Origin of the sequence: Nocardioides jejuensis (genome assembly GCF_004337475.1) — a bacterium.
Lineage (GTDB): Bacteria > Actinomycetota > Actinomycetes > Propionibacteriales > Nocardioidaceae > Nocardioides > Nocardioides jejuensis.
On record NZ_SJZJ01000026.1, the window covers coordinates 1 to 17,745 of the forward strand.

Here is a 17,745-nt window from a genome sequence, read left to right on the forward strand (position 1 = left end):
AACTGTCAGATTGACAGTTTGGCCGCTACGGACGGTGGGTCAGGCGGACGGGATCGTCGTGGCGCGCTGGCCGGGGACCCGGGTGCGCTGGCGCGTGACCTGGTTCTCGATCGCGAGCTGGCGCAGCGCCGCGAGGAATGCGTCGTAGAGGGCCGTGCCTGCGGCGGCCACGAGCGCGCGCATGTGCGGGTCGGCCTCGATCACGGTGGAGACGTCGTTGCGGGCCACGTGGGACGCGGCCTCGGCGTAGACCCGCATGCGCTCGTCGGACGGCGCGACGCCGATGCCGTCGAGGGCGAGCAGGGCCTGGGCGAGGGCGTCGAGGTGCGGCGAGTCTTCGCTGATGCTCCAGCCGACCTGCTCGACGAGCTCGCGGGCGCTGGACAGGTCGACGCGCGCGCCGTCGATGTCGGCCGGCTCGGCGGTCGCGAGCGACAGCATCTCGATCGTGTCGAGCGGTGCTGCGTCGGGCGACGCCTGGGGAGCCGCGAGGGCCGCGAGGACGCGCTGGATCTCGGCGTGGCTGAGCTTGCCGATCTCGAGCAGGGCGCGCACGAGGCGCAGGCGCTCGAGGTGGCTCTGGTCGTAGATCGCCTGAGTCGCGCTGGTGGCCCGACCTGCGTGCAGGAGACCGGTGCGCAGGTAGAACTTCACGGTCCCGACCGGCAGATCCGCTGCCTGACTGAGCTGGCTGATGCGCATTGGTACTACTTCCTCCCTATTGCCCCCGCGCAGAGTCTACGTGGGCGCGAGCGGGTGCGCACACGAGACATGGCACAATGAACGTATGCAGCGCCACATTGCCATTGGCTAGCGCGTCAGCCGCCCCGGCCGACGCGCAAACCTCTCGTCCGCGAGGGGTTTTTTTGTTGCTGCACCAGATCGAGCGACACCGAACAACTCACAAGGGTGGGTACCCATGGACCTGCAGGGCGCGTTCCACGTCTACGACACCACGCTGCGTGACGGCATGCAGCAGGAGGGGCTCAACCCCACCGTCGCGGACAAGCTCGCCATTGCGCGCCAGCTCGACGAGCTCGGTGTCGGGTTCATCGAGGGCGGCTGGCCGGGTGCCAACCCCAAGGACACCGAGTTCTTCCGCCGCGCGGCCACCGAGCTGGACCTCAAGCACGCGAAGCTCGCGGCATTCGGAGCGACCCGACGTGCCGGCGTACGCGCGGCGGACGACCCGCTCGTGGCGGCCCTGCGCGACTCGGGCGCACCGGTCGTCACGCTCGTCGCCAAGTCCCACGACCGTCACGTCGAGCTCGCCCTGCGCACCACGCTCGAGGAGAACCTGGCGATGGTGCGCGACACCGTTTCCCACCTCCGCGAGAACGGCCAGACCGTCTTCCTCGACGCCGAGCACTTCTTCGACGGCTACCGCGCGAACCGGGCCTACGCCCTCGAGGTGCTGCGTACGGCGTTCGAGGCGGGTGCCGAGGTGGCCGCGCTCTGTGACACCAACGGCGGCATGCTCCCGGCGTGGGTCTCCGACGTCGTCCTCGACGTGCAGACCTCGACCGGCGGCCGCGTCGGCATCCACTGCCACAACGACACCGGCACGGCGGTCGCCAACACCCTCGCTGCGGTCGACGCCGGCGCCACGCACGTCCAGGGCACCATCAACGGCTACGGCGAGCGCACCGGCAACGCCGACCTGATCTCGGTCGTAGCCAACCTCGAGCTCAAGCTCGACCGCCGCGTGCTTCCGCAGGGACTGCTGCGCGAGGCCACCCGGATCGCCCACGGCATCGCCGAGGTCACCAACGTCCCGCCCGCGTCCCGCCAGCCGTACGTCGGCTCGTCGGCGTTCGCGCACAAGGCGGGACTGCACGCGAGCGCGATCAAGGTCGACCCGATGCTCTACCAGCACATGGACCCGATGGGCGTCGGCAACGACATGCGCCTGCTCGTCTCCGACATGGCCGGGCGCGCGTCGATCGAGCTCAAGGGCAAGGAGCTCGGCTTCGACCTCTCCGAGGACAAGGAGCTCGCCACGGCCATCACGCACCGCGTGAAGGAGCTGGAGTCGCAGGGCTTCAGCTTCGAGGCGGCCGATGCCTCGTTCGAGCTGCTGCTGGCCGAGATGGTCGAGGGGGAGCGTCCGGCGTTCTTCGAGATCGAGTCGTGGCGCGTCGTCACCGAGACGGTCCCGCAGACCGGCACGGCGGGTGGCCGGGCCGGCGAGGCGGTCTGCGAGGCGATCGTGAAGCTGCACGCGCAGGGGGAGCGGTTCGTCCTCGTGGGCGAGGGCAACGGCCCGGTCAACGCGCTCGACCACGCGCTGCGCCAGGCGATCGGCCGGGCGTACCCCGAGGTCGCGAAGTTCGAGCTGATCGACTTCAAGGTCCGCATCCTCGACCAGGGCCACGGCACCGACGCCATCACGCGCGTCCTGATCGAGACCACCGACGGGGCGATCTCGTGGGTGACGGTCGGTGTCGGCGCCAACATCATCGAGGCCTCCTGGCAGGCGCTCGTCGACAGCGTCACCTACGGCCTGCGCAAGCACCAGGCCTGAACCACCCGGCGTGTGACCCAGATCTCATCGGGTCGGGAATGCGTACGCCGGAATCATGGTTGACGCGTCATACACCTGCTTGACCCCCCCACTTCAGGAGACTCCCGTGACCAAGGTCCTCGCCCTCGTCGGCTCGCTGCGTGCCGACTCCGTCAACCGCAAGCTCATCGAGGCCGTCCAGGCGCAGGCCCCGGAGGGCGTGACCATCGAGATCGCCCAGGGCCTCGGCGAGATCCCGTTCTACAACGAGGACATCGACGGCGACGCGGCCCCCGCTGCCGCCACCGCCCTGCGCGAGCAGGTCGCTGCGGCCGACCGCCTCCTCTTCGTCGTCCCGGAGTACAACGGCTCCACCCCGGCCGTCGTCGCCAACGCGATCGACTGGGCCTCGCGCCCGTTCGGCGCCGGTTCCATCAAGGACAAGCCGACCGCCGTCGTCGGCACCGCTGTCGGCCAGTACGGCGGCCAGTGGGCGCACCAGGACACCCGCAAGTCGGCCGGTGTCGCCGGTGCCAAGCTCGTCGAGGACATCGAGCTCTCGCACGCCTACGCGTGGGGCACCGACCCGTCGCAGGACGCCGAGATCGTCGCGAAGTTCACCGACGCCGTCGCGAAGCTCGCCGCCGCGAACTGAACCGCGTCCCTCCCCGCTGCGTAGCGGTGGAGGTCAGCAGAACCAGGTGGGAGCCTGGGCCCGGAACTCCTCCGGGTCCAGGCTTCCTGCGTTCTCGGGGAGCACCGCAGCCACCGGTACGCCGGTCACGCGCGGCAGTTCGGTCCGGTTCAGGGCCTCTGCCTGGTCGGGGTCCGCGGGCCAGCTGCCGATGACGAGGCCGGCCGGCTCGATGCCGGCGTGACGCAGCGCCCGGACGGTGAGCTCGGTGTGGTTGAGCGTGCCCAGACCGGCGCGGGTGACGACGTACACGGAGACGGGCTCGCGCTTGGCGAGGTTCGTCGCGAGGTCGAGCAGGGTGCCGCCGTCGGTGTCGAGGCGGACCAGCAGGCCTCCGGCGCCCTCGACGACCACGGTCGCGTGGTCGGTGAGCAGGTGACGGACCGCTGTGGCGTGGTCGGCAACGGTCGGGATGGTGACCTCGCGCAGCCGCGCGGCGGTGTCGGGCGCGAGCGGGTCGACGAGCTCGACGAACTGCTCGACCGGGGACCCGGAGAGGCGGGCGACGACGTCGACGTCCCGCTCCTCGCCGTTGCCGGGTGCGATCCCGGTCTGCGCAGGCTTGATGACGAGTGGCTGTCCGAGGTGGACGGCCAGGGCCGCCGTGGCGATGGTCTTGCCGACGCCGGTGTCGGTGCCGGTGACGATGACGATCCTGCTCATCGGTGCTCCTCGCAGACGCGCGCCAGCAGGTCGCAGGCGTGCTTCCAGTCTGCTCCGTCGACGCCGGCGTTGGTGGTGATCCGCAGCCGGCTGATGCCGTCCGGCACGGACGGCGGCCGGAAGCAGGCGACGCGGACTCCGCCCGCGAGGCAGGCTGCCTGGGCGGCGAGCGCGGCGTGGGGCGACGGCATCGGCACCGAGAGCACCGCTCCCGCAGGCGCCTCGACGCCGAGCAGGTCGGCCAGGCCGGTGACGCGGGTGCGGATCACGGTGGGCAGGTCGTGGTGGGCGCGCAGGTGCCGCAACGACGCGAGTGCGCCTGCGGCGGACGCCGGTGCCAGACCGGTGTCGAAGATGAACGGACGCGCGGCGTTGACCAGGTGCTCACGGAAGCTCGCCGGCCCGAGGAGTACGCCGCCCTGGGCGCCCAGCGCCTTGGAGAGCGTCACGGTGACGACGACGTTCGGATGGCCGGCGAGCCCGGCTGCGTGGACGAGTCCGCGGCCGCCGTCACCCACGACGCCGACGCCGTGGGCCTCGTCGACGACCAGCAGCGCGCCGTGGTCGGCGCAGAGGTCGGCGAGCTCGCGCAGGGGAGCGGCGTCACCGAGCACGGAGTAGATCGACTCGACCAGGACGAGGGTGCGCCGGCCGGGGTTGGCCGCCAGGATGCGCGCGACGTCGGCCGCGTCGTTGTGCGCTGCGACCGCGACCTCCGCGCGGCTCAGGCGGGCGGCGTCGATAAGCGAGGCGTGCACGTGGGCATCGGAGACGATCAGGTCGCCCTTGCCGACAAGGGCTGCGACCACGGAGAGGTTGGCGTGATAGCCGGTCGAGAAGGCCAGCGCAGCAGGCCACCCGGTGAACTCCGCGAGCTCCTCCTCGAGCTGCTGGTGCACCTCGAGCGTGCCCGTCACGAGTCGCGAGGCACCGGATCCAGCGCCCCAGGTCAGCGCGGCATCAGCCGCGGCGCGGCGTACGTCGGGGTGGGTCGAGAGGCCGAGGTAGTCGTTGCCGGCGAGGTCGATCACCGGGTCGTCAGCACCGCGCGGCTTCAGGATGCGCCGGAGCCCGGCAGCCTCCCGCTCGGCGACGCGCTCGGCGAACCACTGCTCCCAGTTCACGACGTCGCCTCCACGGACGCTCGGGTGGCGGCATGGATGGCCGCGACGATCGTGTCGACCTCGTTGTCGGTGCACACGTACGGCGGCATCGTGTAGATCAGGTCGTTGAACGGCCGCAGCCAGGCACCGGCGGCGATCGCGGCATCGGTCGCGGCGGGCACGTCGACCCGCTGCTCGAGCTGGACGATGCCGACGGCACCGATCGTGCGGACGTCCTTGACGCCGGGGAGATCACGGAGCGGCGCGAGGCCGGTCTGGAGCCGCGTGCCGATACGGGCCACGGTGGACGTCCAGTCGGATCGGGTCAGGACACGGAGCGACTCGAGCGCGACGGCGCAGGCCAGCGGGTTGCCCATGAACGTCGGCCCGTGCATGAGGACGCCGGACTCCGAGGCAGAGATGCCACGGGCGACGCGGTCGGTGGTGACGACCGCGGCCAGCGTCATGTAGCCGCCGGTCAGCGCCTTGCCGAGGCACAGCACATCGGGCGTCACGATCTCGGAGACGAAGAGGTGGCCGGTGCGACCGAAGCCCGTCGCGATCTCGTCGAAGACGAGCAGCAGACCGAGGTCGTCGGCGACCTCGCGCATCACCTGCAGGCACGCGGGCGGGTAGGGCCACATGCCGCCAGCGCCCTGCAGCAGCGGCTCGACGATGATGCCCGCGAGCTCGTGCGCGTGCCCCTCGGCAGTCGCCCGGAACGCAGCCGCCCAGGTGTCGATCTCGCCCGCGCTCGCGTCGTCGACGTCGGTCGCTTCGCTCCCCGTCCGCTGCGCGAGACGCGGAGGACGGGGTGCGAAGACGTGCTCGGGGAGGAGGCCGCGCCACATGCTGTGCATGCCGCCATCGGGGTCGGTCACGGACATCGGGTGGAACGTGTCGCCGTGGTAGCCGCCGCGCACCGTCAGGAAGCGTCGCCGCTCCGGCTGCCCGGCACCGCGCTGGTACTGCAGGACCATCTTCAGCGCCACCTCGACGGCGACGGAGCCGGAGTCGGCGAGGAAGACCTTGTCGAGGCCCTCCGGGGTGAGCTCGACGAGAGCGCGACCGAGCGTGACCGCGGGAGAGTGCGTGAGCCCGCCGAACATGACGTGGCTGAACCGGTCGACCTGGTCCTTCACTGCCTGGTCGAGGCGCGGGTGGCGGTAGCCGTGGATGGCCGACCACCACGAGCTCATGCCGTCGACGACGTTGACCGCGTCGGCCGGGGCCCCGGTCTCCGAGAGCCAGAGCCGTGCCCCGGACGCGCCGACGACGGCCCGGACAGGTGCCGGGTCCGTCATCGACGTGTAGGGGTGCCAGAGGTGCTCGCGGTCGAACGCGAGCAGGTCCTCAGCACTCCCCGGGGCAGATGGGCTGGTCATGGCAGTCGCCCTCGTCGTACGACGCGGGGCTCAGGCGTTCGCCGGGACCTCGGTGCCCGCACCGCGGCGACGGATCACCGGCTTGTTGCTGGCCTCCGCGGCCTTGTCGGCAGGGGAGAGGGCCGTGCAGCCGCCGCAGCCGTCGCCGCAGGCCGAGCCGGCCGACGAACCACACGGGGTGGTGGCCGGAGCGTGCGAGTGGCCGCCGCGCGGGGCGTTGAAGACCTCGTCGAAGGTGCCGTCGTTGAAGGCGTTCTCCTGGCCGAGGATGACGAAGCCGTTGTCTCGGATCATCTCGAGGTCGGAGCGGGCGTCCTGACCCTCGGAGGTCAGGTAGTCGCCGAGGAAGATCGAGTTGGCGACGTGCAGCGCCTGGCCCTGCAGCGAGCGCAGGTGCATCTCGCGGCCGCCGGCGATGCGGATCTCCTTGTCCGGGCAGACGAAGCGCGCCATCGCGAGGATCTTCAGGCAGCGCTGCGGCGAGAGCTCCCAGGTGTTCTCGTACGGCGTGCCGTCGAACGGCATCAGGAAGTTGACCGGGATCGAGTCGGACTCGAGCGCCTTGAGCGCGAAGAGCGCCTCGACCAGCTGCTCGTCGGTCTCGCCGAGACCGGCGATCAGGCCGGAGCAGGGGGAGAGGCCGGCGGACTTGGCCTTGCCGATGGTGTCGACGCGGTCCTCGTAGGTGTGCGTCTGGACGATGTTGTCGTGGTTCGACTCGGCGGTGTTGATGTTGTGGTTGTACGCGTCGACACCGGCCGCCTTGAGGCGCTCGGCCTGGCCGTCCTTGAGCAGGCCGAGGCAGGCGCAGACCTCGACGCCCTCGTACTCGTCCTTGAGGGCCTCGGTCATCTCGACGACCTTGTCGATGTCCTTGTTGGACGGGCCGCGGCCGGAGGAGACCATGCACACGCGGGAGGCGCCGCCCTTGAGGCCGGCGCCGGCCTGCGCCATCACGGTGTCGGTCGACAGGTAGGAGTACTTGAGGATGTCGGCCTCGGAGCCACGCGCCTGGCTGCAGTAGTTGCAGTTCTCCGGACACAGGCCGGACTTCAGGTTGACCAGGTAGTTGACCTTGACCGTGTTGGCGAAGTGCTCGCGGCGCAGCTTGCCGGCCGCGGCAACGACGAACATGAGGTCCGCGTCGGGAGCCTGCAGGACCGCGAGGGCGTCGGCCTCGGTCGCGGGGGTGCCGGAGAGGACCTTCTCGGCGATCTGGTCGTACTGCATGCTCATCGGGGCTCCTCGGTGCGGCCTGGCCGCTGGGGTCGTGGCGCCCGCGTCCGGGTCACCTGAACGGTGTTCAGGTTAGGGTGTGTGCCGTGGCTTCGCCAACTCTTCCCGCTTCTGCTCCGGATCGCGGGCGCTACCGCCGGGCCGACGTCGTCGGTCGCGCGATCGCGCTCCTCGACGAGGTCGGTCTCGATGGCCTGTCCATGCGGCGCCTGGCCGGGGACCTCGGCGTGCAGCCGAGCGCGCTCTACCACCATGTCTCGTCGCGGCAGGAGCTGCTGGGCGCGGTTGCGGACGAGATGCTCGCGCGCGGTCGGCGTTCGACCGAGGTGCTGGGGTGGCAGGACGAGCTCCGCCTCGCCTGCGTCGAGCTGCGCGACACGATGCTGCGGCACCGCGACGGTGCGGCCGTGCTGGCCGCCGCCCGGGCCCAGGGGGTCGGCGGCACGGAGCCGGTGAGCCGGATGGCTGCGGTGCTGGCCTTCAACGGCGCCGACGCCGAGCTCGCGCGGGTCGGTGCGCAGACCCTGTTCCACTTCGTCTTCGGACACGTCGCCGACCGTCAGGCAGCCGGTGTCGCGGGAGAGTCCGGCGACGCAGATTTCGCCGTCGGGCTCGCCATCGTCCTGCGTGGACTTGAGACAAGGCTTGGGCCGAAGGCCGCTGACAAGTCATAGTGACCTCCATGCGTCGTCTCTCGGTCCTCCTGGTCCCCGCCGCGCTGCTCTTCGCGGCCTGCGGCGGAGGCACTGCTGAGCCTGCGCCGTCGGCCCTGCCGACCACGACGAAGCAGTTCGTCCAGCAGGTCTGGGACGGCTGGACCGACGCGGACCACGCCTCGACCTGCCACGACTACAAGGTCGACCCCGACCGCACCGTCACGCACCTCTTCCCGGACAGCTCCGGCATCCCCGTGTCCGACGTGAAGGACCTGCTCACCCGCTCCTGCAAGTGAGCAGGGTCGCGGTCAGGTCCGCGGCACGGCCACGCGCGTAGGCATGCCCCGGCCGCGCAGGACGACGGCCTCGCGCTCGACCCAGCGCGGCTGCTCGCTGGCAGCCGCGGCGAGCAGGGCGGCGTTCGCGACGCAGCGTTCGGGGTGCTCCTTGGCGACCGACGTGAGGCGGGCGGCCTCGTTCACCGCGTCGCCGATGACCGTGTACTCGTAACGGTCGGAGGAGCCGACGTTGCCGCACACGACCGGGCCGCCGGAGACGCCGACGCCGGCGGCGATCTCGGGGACCTCGCGCCGGAGCCGCTCGGCCAGGACGCGCGCGGCGGCCAGGGCCTGCGCGTCGCGCTCCTCGACGGCCATGGGTGCGCCCCAGATCGCCAGAGCCGCGTCGCCCTCGAACTTGTTGATCCAGCCGTCGTACTCGTGCACGACGTCGATGACGACGTCGAAGAATCGGTTGAGCAACCCGACGACCTCGGTCGGGTCCAGTTCGGTCGCCATCGTCGTCGACCCCATCACGTCGACGAAGAGGACCGTCACGTCGCGGACCTCGCCACCCAGCTGTACGCCGTTGGCGAGCGCCTCGCGCGCGACGTCGACGCCCACGTGGCGACCGAACAGGTCGCGCAGCTGCTCGCGCTCGCGCAGGCCGGCGACCATCTCGTTGAACCCCGCCTGCAGCTCGCCGATCTCGGTGCCGTCGTCGATCGCGACCCAGGTGTTGAGCTTGCCCCGGCCGACGCGGGCGAAGCCTGCCCGGAGGGCACGGATCGGGTCCGCGGTCGCGCGGGCAGCGAGGAAGGTCACGAGCCCGCCGACCAGGATGATGACCGCGCCGAGCGAGATCATCGTCGCCCCGAGCTGGGCGTACGACGTGGCGTCGGCGCCGAGCACGATCGCGGTGAGGCCGGCCAGCATCAGGCCGCTCGCGGCGGCGCCGGTGCCCAGCAGCCATGCCATCGTGACCCGGACCGAGACGTGGCCCGCCTTGTGCTTCGCGGGAAGGCCGGTCTCCAGCGCCGCCCGGGTGATCGGCCGGATCCGGCGTTCGACGATGAGGAAGGACAGCGACGCCACCGTGATGCCGGTGATGGCGACGATCACCACGACGAGCGCCGCGCGGCCGACGTTCGAGGGGATGTTGATGATCCCGAAGAGCGCGGAGGCGAAGCCCCAGAGCGTCATGTGCATCCAGGCGTAGGCCTGGGGTGTCTTGAGCAGGCGGGACTTCTCGCGGTCGGTGGCCGGGCGCTGCTCGACCAGCCAGGTGTCGAGGCGCTTCTGGCGGCGGACGCCCCAGAAGGTGCCGAGGACCACGGCCGTCGGCACGTACGCCGCGAGCACCGCGAGGTTGAGCAGGCGTACCCGGGTCTCGTCGCCACCCGGCAACGGGACCACGAAGGCAGCCAATGCGAAGACGACGGCCGCGCCGCCGAGGTTGGTGATGGTCAGCAGCACGGCGATCACGAAGCGGATCGCGCGGCGGCGAGGGGCGCGGGCCATGCGCGCAGCATAGGGGTGGCGCCGGGCCCGGGTGCGTCACTCCGTGGCGTACGTCGGACTGCCCAGGCGGGTGAGTGCGTCGCCGGCGAGCCGGTGGACCGTCCACTCGTCCATGCCGACGGCACCGAGGGAGCGGTAGAACCCGATCGCCGGCTCGTTCCAGTCGAGGACCGACCACTCCAGGCGCTCGTAGCCGCGGTCGATGCACTCGGTCGCGAGGGCCGCCAGGAGGTCCTTCCCGAGCCCGAGGCCGCGGTGGTCCGGGCTGACGAAGAGGTCCTCGAGATAGATGCCGTGGATGCCGCGCCAGGTGGAGAAGTTGAGGAACCACAGCGCGATGCCGACGACCTCGCCGTCGTGCGTCGCGACGTGTCCGAAGAGCGCGGGGGAGTCGCCGAAGAGCGCAGCCTCGAGCTGGGTGACCGTGAGGCGGCACTCGTCCGGAGCCTTCTCGTACGCCGCCAGCTCGTGCACCAGGGCAACCGTCCGCTCGAGGTCGGCGTGCGTGATGCGGCGGATCGCGGTGCTCATGCCCGCGAGTCTGTCAGCGGCGCCAAGGTGAGGCAGCGGCGAGGAGCCGGGCCGGTTCCCGGCCGCCGTGCACGAACCGACACAGTGACGCGTCAGCCACGAGGCCGCCACACTCAGGTGCAGACGGATGACACGTCACTGTGTCGGTTCGTGCAGGGTCGACGTGGCAGGTCACGTTGTGTGTGCTGTACGGGCGGTGCTGCGGGTGAGAGACCAACTCACCGCGCCGAGGAGTGGGCCGGCAATCGTTCCGAAGACCAGCAGCCCCCACAGAGCGGACGCCGTTGACGTGGTCGCCTTCGCCGGATGGGCGGGGTCGTAGCGGACCGCCACCGGGTCGCCTACCTCTGCATCGCGACAGTCGAATCCCTTGCCACTGCTGCTCTCGAAGCGCACTGTCTGCCCCGATGCGGTGCGGAACTCGACCACGCAGTGGAACATCGTCCTCCGGATGACCGACCCTTCGGCGTGTGCCCTGTCCCGGAAGAGCGTGTAGCCCGCGAGGACCGCTCCGAGGATCAGGGCGAGGCTGACCAGCGCGGTGCCTGCAACTTCGCCCCACTCTCTGGCGCGGCTCACGGGCAGGTGCTCAGCACGCGCTCGCACGCAGCGATCAGGGCAGCCCGGATCGGGGCGCCTCGTTCGGCGAACTCCCGCTGCAGACGGACGTACTCCGCCTTGCCCTCGGGCGTCTCGATCGCGACCGGCGTCCACTCCTCGCCGGTCGGGTCCAGCGTCCACCCCGTCATGTTGTACGGCGCCGCGCGCATGTCGAGGATCCGGATGTCCCAGGCGAGCTCGAAGGCATCGGCGATCAGGTCGCTGCCGATCAGCGGCGCCAGCCGGTAGGCGTGCTTGTAGAGGTCCATGCCGCCGTGGAGACAGGCCGGCTGCTCGTACGCCGGACGGTCGTCGGACCGCGGCTGGAGCGAGTTCATGCCGACCGCAGACGGGGTGAAGAAGCGGAACGCGTCGAAGTGCGAGCAGGTGATGCGATGGCTCTCGGTCACGCGGTCGGTGTCGGCGGCGCTCAGCCGGAGCGGCATCGGGTGCCGGTTCTCCTCGGAGCCGTGGACCATCGCCCACTCGTGCAGGCCGAAGCAGCCGAAGTTGCCCGCGCGGGCAGCGGTGGCGACCAGCAGCTCGTGCACCTGCGCGACTCTCGCGAGTTGTGAGTGAGTCGGGCGCTCCGCAGACCCTGATGTTCGACTCTCAACCTCGAAGCCCGGGTTCCAGCGCAGCAGCTGGGCCGGGCGGAAGTTGTAGTACGTGAAGAGGAAGTCGTGCACGGGGTGCTTCACGCCCGCTGCCCGGCGTTCGAGGTGCGGCGTCACGTACGGCGCGAGCCGGGCCGCGTGGGCGGCGGCGCGCTCGTCGTCGTTCAGCCGGTCCACGACCCTCACGATAGTGAGGGAGGACAGCGGTCAGGGAATCGGAGAGAGCGATCGGCGGCGCCCGATGGCGACAGCCAGCATGAGGAGTCCGGCCACGACCAGGGAGGCCGCGCCGATGAGCCAGCCCGTCTCGAGATGGACCAGGCATCCGTCGGTGACGTGGTCGCGCGGCATGCAGGTCGGAGTGCCCTCGTTGAGCAGAGTCACGGACGCGGCGGCGACCGGGATCGCGGACGCGACCAGCCACCCGGCCACCCGGGTATCGATCCCGAACGGAAGCAGCAGCAGGAGCACGGCTGCAGCCAGGAGGATCGCTCCGAAACCCCACAGGACCAGGGCGGACATGCTGATCAGGCCGACCAGGAGCAGCAGGAAGAAGCCGCCGAACGAGCGGCCCAGCGGGTGGTCGTCGAGCGGATGCCGTTCGGTGGGTGGGTAAGCGCTGACCGGGTCCATGCCCGGAGCGTAGGGGGAGCCCGGCTTACGCGTCCTGCAACTTCGCGATCGCCTCGCGCAGCGACTCGGGCCAGGTCGCCTTCGTGCCCGCGCGGTAGTCGAATGCCACGATGCGACCGGTGCCCTCGGCGGCCACCCGGCCGTGGGTTGTGCTCACGACCACGTAGCGCATCGTGAACTCGCCGTCCTGCACGTCGGTGACCGAGGCTCCGATCCGCACGGAGTCGGGATACGTCAGGGGCACCCGGAAGCGGCAGTCGGTCGAGGCGAGGATGGGGCCCACCCCCGTGGTCTCCATCAGGTTCGCGATGCCGATGGCCTCGAAGTAGGCCAGCCGCCCGTCCTCGAACCAGCGGAAGTACTGCGTGTTGTTGACGTGCCCGAACGCGTCCATGTCGCCCCAGGCGACCGGGAAGTCGACGATCACGGGCATGCCCTCGAGGTGTTCGCTCACAGGGCCTTTCTACTCCGTCGCGCAGTCCGCGCGACTAGGGTGCGGGACGTGTCTGATGCTGCCGCCGGCTGGTACCCCGACCCCACGCCCGCCCCGGGCGTCCCCACGTTGCGGTACTGGGACGGAGCCGCCTGGACCGAGCACGTCGCTCCGGCTCAGCAGTACGTCTCCCCGGCGTACGCCGCCCAGCCGGTCGGTCCCACGACACCCGATGGCGTGCCGCTGGCCCACTGGGGTTGGCGGGTGCTGGCGTACCTGATCGACTCCGCGATCCTGATGGCCGCCACCATGCCGCTAATGATCCCGATGCAGATCCACATGCAGCGCCGCATGGACGACCTGGTCCGCCAGGTCGACGCGAACAGCTCGATGGCTGACTTCTGGTCCGTCTACGGCTCGATCATGCGGGAGATGATGTACGCCGAGATTCCGGCTGTCCTCATCGTCGCGCTGTACGCCGCGGTGATGATGCGGTGGAAGGGTGCGACGATCGGCAAGCTGGCGCTCGGCCTGCAGGTGCGGCTGCGCGACCGGACCGACCGCCTGCCGTGGTCCGCGATCGTGGTGCGCGTGCTCACCTTCAACGGAGCCAGCCTGCTGCCGATGGTTCTCCTGGCGGTCGGACTCTGGCGCGCCGGGGTCCTCCTCATGGTCCTCGTCGCCTGTTACGGGTTCGTCGACGGCCTGTGGCCGTTGTGGGGCCGCGACAGGCAGGCACTCCACGACAAGTTCGCCCGCACGTACGTGGTGAAGACGCGCTGATCCTCAGACAGTGACCGCGGACGCTGCGACACGTGCCGGGCGCCGGCGGCGCCAGGCGACCGTGACGAGCCCGAGCGACAGCGTGAGGGCGGGGCCGGTGAGCAGCGCGCCGTAGAACGCTTCGCCGGTCGTGAACGGAAGGCGATAGAGCAGCCAGAGGATCGCGGTCGCCGGGGCGCCCATCAGCATCGCCGCGTGGTGGATCCGCCAGTCCTCGCGCGCCACCGGGTCACCGGCCGCGCGCAGGTTGACGGTGGTGAGGGCAAGGCCGAGAGCGTTGGCGACGATCGCGCTGAGCGTGACCCGGTCCAGCCCGTCGAAGCTCACTGCGTATCCGATGACGAGCGACGCCAACCCGAGGACGCCCGCGGCGAGCGCACCCGGCTCGAGCTTGGACGTGATCGCAGCATGCACGTCTCGACTGCGCGGAACTGGCATCAGTCGGGTTGCGAGGATCGCGGCCATCGGTGCCCACACGGCCTCGATGGCGCCGCCGGCGAGGTTGGTGACCTCCTGGGTGACGCCGGGCCACGCCATCCCGAGCAGGATGTAGAGGACCCGCAGGAACGGTGCGGTGCACAGCAGGGCGAATGCGTAGGTCATCAGCACCCGGTGTGACGCGATGTGTCGCTGGCGCGCTGCGAGGACGCCGAGCACGGTGCCGGCCAGGGTGCCGATCGCGAGGCCCCACAGCTGGAGGTAGAACGCCGGGCCGTCGTAGGTGCCACGCGGCCCCACCAGCACGAGGTACGTCATCGCGCCCAGCATTGCGGTCACGGCCAGGGTCGCCTGGACTCGGCCGACGATGCGGTGTACGCCGGGCCGGCGGCGGCTGCGGTTCGTCAGCTGGAAGACCGCGAGAGCGATCGCGATCGACCCGAGGCTCGTGTGCATGAGCAGTACCCAGCGATGCGCGGAGTAGACACCCTGCTGTTCGTGATGGATCGAGCCGGCGCCGAGCGCGTGGTCACTGCCGACGGCTGCGCTGAAGGTGTGGTCCCACAGCTCGGGCCCGCCCCCGAAGAGCCGGGCGGTGTACTCGAACGCCATCGGCGCGTACACGAGCACGACGGTGGCGATGACGAACCAGGCCACGGTGGCCAGACGGGGAGTGCGCATGGGGACCTCACTGCTATAACAAACGTTATGGACAAGTATCCCGCATATGTAAATCAGGTGCACCGGTGAGCTCCGGTGACATGCGTCGCAGGCTGGTCGAGGCCGCGGCGGAGCTCGTCGCCGAAGGCGGCGCCGGGACGCTGACGGTGCGGAAGGTCGCTGCGGCCGCCGGGACGTCGACCATGGCGGTGTACACGCACTTCGGTGCGATGGAACCACTCGTGGTTGCCGTCGTGGAGGAGGGCTTCGCGATGCTCGAGCGGGCGTTCCTCGCCGTCGAGTCGACCGATGATCCGATCCGCGACGTGGCGGCGCAGACCGCGGCCTACCTGGCACACGCGCGGGAGTACGCCGCGCTGTACGCCGTCATGTTCGGCACGGCACCGCTTGGCCGGTTCCAGCTGCCGCCCCCGAGCAAGGACCAGCGGGGTCGCGCGGCGACTCTCGACCGGGTCGCGGCCGCTCTGGAGCGGGCGGTTCAGGCGGGACGGTTGTCGGCCGACCGGCCTGCTGACCTGTCCTTCCGTTGGTGGACGGTGGCCCACGGCTACGCGATGCTCGTGGCCGGAGGCTTCGTGCTGGACGAGCGCGGGCGCGAGCGGGTCCTGGAGCCGTCGCTCGTCGCGTTCTTCGTCGGGCACGGCGACGACGAGGAACGGGCGAGGGCGTCGGTCGGCGCGGGCTTGGCGGCCCGATAACCTTGCGCCCGTGCGCATCGTTCGATTCACCCCGCTCAGCGGCGACAGCGACGAGATCTCCTACGGCGTCCTGACGGGGGAGGTCGACCAGTTCGGCCAGCCGGCGGACGACGCGGTCATCGTCGCGCTCGCCGGCGACCCGCTCTACGTCGGGATCAAGCTCCTCGAGAAGGAGTACGCCGTCGGCGACGTCCGCCTCCTGAGCCCGATCATCCCGCGCAGCAAGGTCATCGGCATCGGCAAGAACTACGCCGCGCACGCGGCGGAGATGGGCGGCGACGTCCCGGCCGAGCCGCTGATGTTCCTCAAGCCGAACACCTCGGTGGTCGGACCCAACGACGTCATCCGCCTCCCCGCGCAGAGCGAGGAAGTGCACTACGAGGGCGAGCTCGCCGTCGTCATCGGCCGCATCTGCCGCGACGTCCCCGCCGAGAAGGCCGCGGACGTGATCCACGGCTACACCGTCGCCAACGACGTCACCGCGCGCGACCTGCAGCGCCGGGACGGCCAGTTCACCCGCGCCAAGGGCTTCGACACCTTCTGCCCCCTCGGCCCGTGGATCGAGACCGAGCTCGACCCGAGCAACCTCCAGGTGCAGACGTACCTCAACGGAGACCTCGTCCAGGACGGCAACACGTCCGACCTGGTCTTCGACATCCCGACCCTCGTCGCGCACGTCAGCAGCGTCATGACCCTGCTGCCCGGCGACGTCATCCTCACCGGCACCCCTGATGGTGTCGGCCCGCTCAGCGCCGACGACGAGGTCGAGATCCTGATCTCGGGCATCGGCGCCCTCACGAACAAGGTGGCCCCTCGATGAGCACCCCCGTCCGCGTCCGCATGGCCCCGTCCCCGACGGGCTCCCCGCACGTCGGCCTGGTCCGCACCGCGCTCTTCAACTGGGCCTTCGCGCGCCACCACGGCGGCACCTTCGTCTTCCGCATCGAGGACACCGACAAGGAGCGCAGCACCGACGAGTCGCTGAGCTCGATCATCGACCTGATGCGCTGGCTCGGTCTCGACTGGGACGAGGGCCCCGAGGTCGGCGGTCCCCACGCGCCGTACAAGCAGAGCGAGCGGAGCGAGCTGTACGCCGACGCGCTGGCCAAGCTGCGCGGCTCCCGCTTCGCGTACGACTGCTACTGCACCAACGACGAGGTCGAGGCGCGCCGCAAGGAGTCGGGCTCGAAGGTCATCGGCTACGACGGCTTCTGCCGCGAGCTGACGGAGGAGCAGGTGGCGGCGTTCACCGCCGACGGCCGCCTCCCGGTCGTCCGCTTCCGGATGCCCGACGGCTCGATCACGTGGCACGACCTGGTCCGCGGCGACGTCACCTTCGAGACGAAGTTCGTGCCGGACTACGCCCTCGCGCGCGCCAACGGCGACCCGCTCTACACGCTGGTCAACCCGGTCGACGACGCGCTGATGGAGATCACCCACGTCCTCCGTGGCGAGGACCTGCTCTCGAGCACGCCGCGCCAGATCGCCCTCTACGAGGCGCTCAAGGAGCTCGGCATCGCGAAGGCGACGCCGGAGTTCGGCCACCTCCCGTACGTCATGGGCGAGGGCAACAAGAAGCTCTCCAAGCGCGACCCCGAGGCGCACGCGCTGGCCTACCGCGACCAGGGCTTCATCCCCGAGGGCCTGCTCAACTACCTCGCGCTCCTCGGCTGGTCGATCGCCGCCGACCGCGACGTCTTCTCGATGGAGGAGATGGTCGCTGCGTTCGACATCGCCGACGTCAACGCGAACCCGGCGAAGTTCGACATCAAGAAGTGCGACGCCATCAACACCGAGCACATGAAGCTGCTCACCGAGGCGGACTGCAAGCAGCGGATCCTGCCGTTCCTCCAGCGCGCGGGCATCGTCGGCGAGACGCTGTCGGCGCACGAGGAGGTGCTGCTCGACCAGCTGATGCCGCTCGTGGCACCGCGCCTGCGCAAGCTCGCCGAGGCCCCGGGCCTCGTCGCCTCCTTCTTCGTCTCCGACGACGACTTCGCGATCGACGAGGCGGCTCGCGCCAAGGTGCTCAACGAGGCGGGCCTCGAGGTCGTCCAGGCGGCGTACGACGCCCTCCGCGGCCTCGACGAGTGGACCACCGTCACGATCGAGGAGGCGCTGACCCAGCGTCTCGTCGAGACCATGGAGCTCAAGCCGCGCGTCGCGTTCGGTCCGGTCCGGGTGGCCACCTCCGGCGCCCAGATCTCGCCGCCGCTCTTCGAGTCGCTGGACCTGCTCGGCCGGGAGAAGACCCTCGGCCGCCTCCAGGCCGCGCTGGCCTGAGCGCGTCCC

At 70.5% G+C, this 17,745-nt stretch carries 20 protein-coding genes; 8 read left to right on the forward strand and 12 right to left on the reverse strand.

Going from position 1 to position 17,745, the window contains the following annotated elements; genetic code table 11:
• Positions 1–39: 39 nt before the first annotated feature.
• Complete coding sequence (locus EPD65_RS13565) at positions 40–702, reverse strand: MerR family transcriptional regulator (protein ID WP_131585047.1); 663 nt, start codon at positions 700–702, stop codon at positions 40–42.
• Positions 703–919: 217 nt separating this feature from the next.
• Between EPD65_RS13565 and cimA the strand changes: the two genes are divergently transcribed.
• Complete coding sequence (cimA, locus tag EPD65_RS13570; protein WP_131585049.1) at positions 920–2,524, forward strand: citramalate synthase; 1,605 nt, start codon at positions 920–922, stop codon at positions 2,522–2,524.
• 106 nt (positions 2,525–2,630) lie between these two features.
• Positions 2,631–3,158: an NAD(P)H-dependent oxidoreductase gene (locus EPD65_RS13575; RefSeq protein WP_243640598.1), complete on the forward strand. Its 528-nt coding sequence runs from the start codon at positions 2,631–2,633 to the stop codon at positions 3,156–3,158.
• A gap of 33 nt (positions 3,159–3,191) precedes the next feature.
• Here EPD65_RS13575 and bioD read toward each other — a convergent pair whose 3' ends face one another.
• From bioD to bioB, 4 genes are read right to left on the reverse strand one after another with little or no spacing between them, the layout of a single operon-like run.
• Positions 3,192–3,860, reverse strand: a complete 669-nt coding sequence (bioD, locus tag EPD65_RS13580; protein WP_131585053.1) for a dethiobiotin synthase — start codon at positions 3,858–3,860, stop codon at positions 3,192–3,194.
• Positions 3,857–4,984, reverse strand: a complete 1,128-nt coding sequence (locus EPD65_RS13585) for an 8-amino-7-oxononanoate synthase (protein ID WP_131585055.1) — start codon at positions 4,982–4,984, stop codon at positions 3,857–3,859. The genes bioD and EPD65_RS13585 overlap by 4 nt, the downstream gene beginning before the upstream one ends.
• Positions 4,981–6,348 (reverse strand): adenosylmethionine--8-amino-7-oxononanoate transaminase, encoded by a 1,368-nt coding sequence (gene bioA, locus EPD65_RS13590; protein WP_131585057.1) that lies wholly within the window; start codon positions 6,346–6,348, stop codon positions 4,981–4,983. The genes EPD65_RS13585 and bioA overlap by 4 nt, the downstream gene beginning before the upstream one ends.
• A 30-nt stretch (positions 6,349–6,378) precedes the next feature.
• Positions 6,379–7,578 carry a biotin synthase BioB gene (gene bioB / locus EPD65_RS13595; RefSeq protein ID WP_424450616.1) on the reverse strand — a complete coding sequence of 400 codons (1,200 nt, stop codon included), beginning with the start codon at positions 7,576–7,578 and terminating at the stop codon, positions 6,379–6,381.
• A gap of 92 nt (positions 7,579–7,670) precedes the next feature.
• Here bioB and EPD65_RS13600 point away from each other — a divergent pair, with 92 nt between their 5' ends.
• Both EPD65_RS13600 and EPD65_RS13605 read left to right on the forward strand, forming a co-directional pair.
• A complete protein-coding gene (locus EPD65_RS13600) occupies positions 7,671–8,258 on the forward strand; it encodes a TetR/AcrR family transcriptional regulator C-terminal domain-containing protein (RefSeq protein ID WP_243640599.1) in 588 nt (195 codons plus the stop codon).
• Between the two features lie 8 nt (positions 8,259–8,266).
• Positions 8,267–8,536: a hypothetical protein gene (locus EPD65_RS13605; protein WP_131585061.1), complete on the forward strand. Its 270-nt coding sequence runs from the start codon at positions 8,267–8,269 to the stop codon at positions 8,534–8,536.
• A 12-nt stretch (positions 8,537–8,548) separates the two neighbouring features.
• Here EPD65_RS13605 and EPD65_RS13610 read toward each other — a convergent pair whose 3' ends face one another.
• The 6 genes from EPD65_RS13610 to EPD65_RS13635 form a co-directional block, all read right to left on the reverse strand.
• Complete coding sequence (locus EPD65_RS13610; RefSeq protein WP_131585063.1) at positions 8,549–10,039, reverse strand: adenylate/guanylate cyclase domain-containing protein; 1,491 nt, start codon at positions 10,037–10,039, stop codon at positions 8,549–8,551.
• 36 nt (positions 10,040–10,075) lie between these two features.
• Positions 10,076–10,570 (reverse strand): GNAT family N-acetyltransferase, encoded by a 495-nt coding sequence (locus tag EPD65_RS13615; protein ID WP_131585064.1) that lies wholly within the window; start codon positions 10,568–10,570, stop codon positions 10,076–10,078.
• A gap of 171 nt (positions 10,571–10,741) precedes the next feature.
• Positions 10,742–11,149: a DUF3592 domain-containing protein gene (locus EPD65_RS13620; RefSeq protein ID WP_165873012.1), complete on the reverse strand. Its 408-nt coding sequence runs from the start codon at positions 11,147–11,149 to the stop codon at positions 10,742–10,744.
• Positions 11,146–11,964 (reverse strand): 3-methyladenine DNA glycosylase, encoded by an 819-nt coding sequence (locus tag EPD65_RS13625; RefSeq protein WP_243640600.1) that lies wholly within the window; start codon positions 11,962–11,964, stop codon positions 11,146–11,148. Before EPD65_RS13625 ends, EPD65_RS13620 begins: the two co-directional genes overlap by 4 nt.
• 30 nt (positions 11,965–11,994) lie before the next feature.
• On the reverse strand, positions 11,995–12,420 hold the full coding sequence (locus tag EPD65_RS13630; protein WP_131585070.1) for a hypothetical protein: 426 nt from the start codon (positions 12,418–12,420) through the stop codon (positions 11,995–11,997).
• Between the two features lie 25 nt (positions 12,421–12,445).
• Positions 12,446–12,874, reverse strand: coding sequence for an acyl-CoA thioesterase (locus EPD65_RS13635; protein WP_207891560.1), 429 nt, complete (start codon positions 12,872–12,874; stop codon positions 12,446–12,448).
• 48 nt (positions 12,875–12,922) lie between these two features.
• Here EPD65_RS13635 and EPD65_RS13640 point away from each other — a divergent pair, with 48 nt between their 5' ends.
• The gene (locus tag EPD65_RS13640; protein ID WP_131585144.1) at positions 12,923–13,636 is read left to right on the forward strand and encodes an RDD family protein; all 714 of its coding nucleotides are present in this window, start codon (positions 12,923–12,925) and stop codon (positions 13,634–13,636) included.
• A gap of 3 nt (positions 13,637–13,639) precedes the next feature.
• Here EPD65_RS13640 and EPD65_RS13645 read toward each other — a convergent pair whose 3' ends face one another.
• On the reverse strand, positions 13,640–14,755 hold the full coding sequence (locus EPD65_RS13645) for a DUF2306 domain-containing protein (protein ID WP_131585072.1): 1,116 nt from the start codon (positions 14,753–14,755) through the stop codon (positions 13,640–13,642).
• 65 nt (positions 14,756–14,820) lie between these two features.
• Here EPD65_RS13645 and EPD65_RS13650 point away from each other — a divergent pair, with 65 nt between their 5' ends.
• From EPD65_RS13650 to gltX, 3 genes are read left to right on the forward strand one after another with little or no spacing between them, the layout of a single operon-like run.
• The gene (locus EPD65_RS13650; protein ID WP_131585074.1) at positions 14,821–15,453 is read left to right on the forward strand and encodes a TetR/AcrR family transcriptional regulator; all 633 of its coding nucleotides are present in this window, start codon (positions 14,821–14,823) and stop codon (positions 15,451–15,453) included.
• A 10-nt stretch (positions 15,454–15,463) separates the two neighbouring features.
• A complete protein-coding gene (locus EPD65_RS13655; protein ID WP_131585076.1) occupies positions 15,464–16,273 on the forward strand; it encodes a fumarylacetoacetate hydrolase family protein in 810 nt (269 codons plus the stop codon).
• Positions 16,270–17,736, forward strand: a complete 1,467-nt coding sequence (gltX, locus tag EPD65_RS13660) for a glutamate--tRNA ligase (protein ID WP_131585078.1) — start codon at positions 16,270–16,272, stop codon at positions 17,734–17,736. The genes EPD65_RS13655 and gltX overlap by 4 nt, the downstream gene beginning before the upstream one ends.
• The last annotated feature ends 9 nt before the right edge of the window (positions 17,737–17,745 follow it).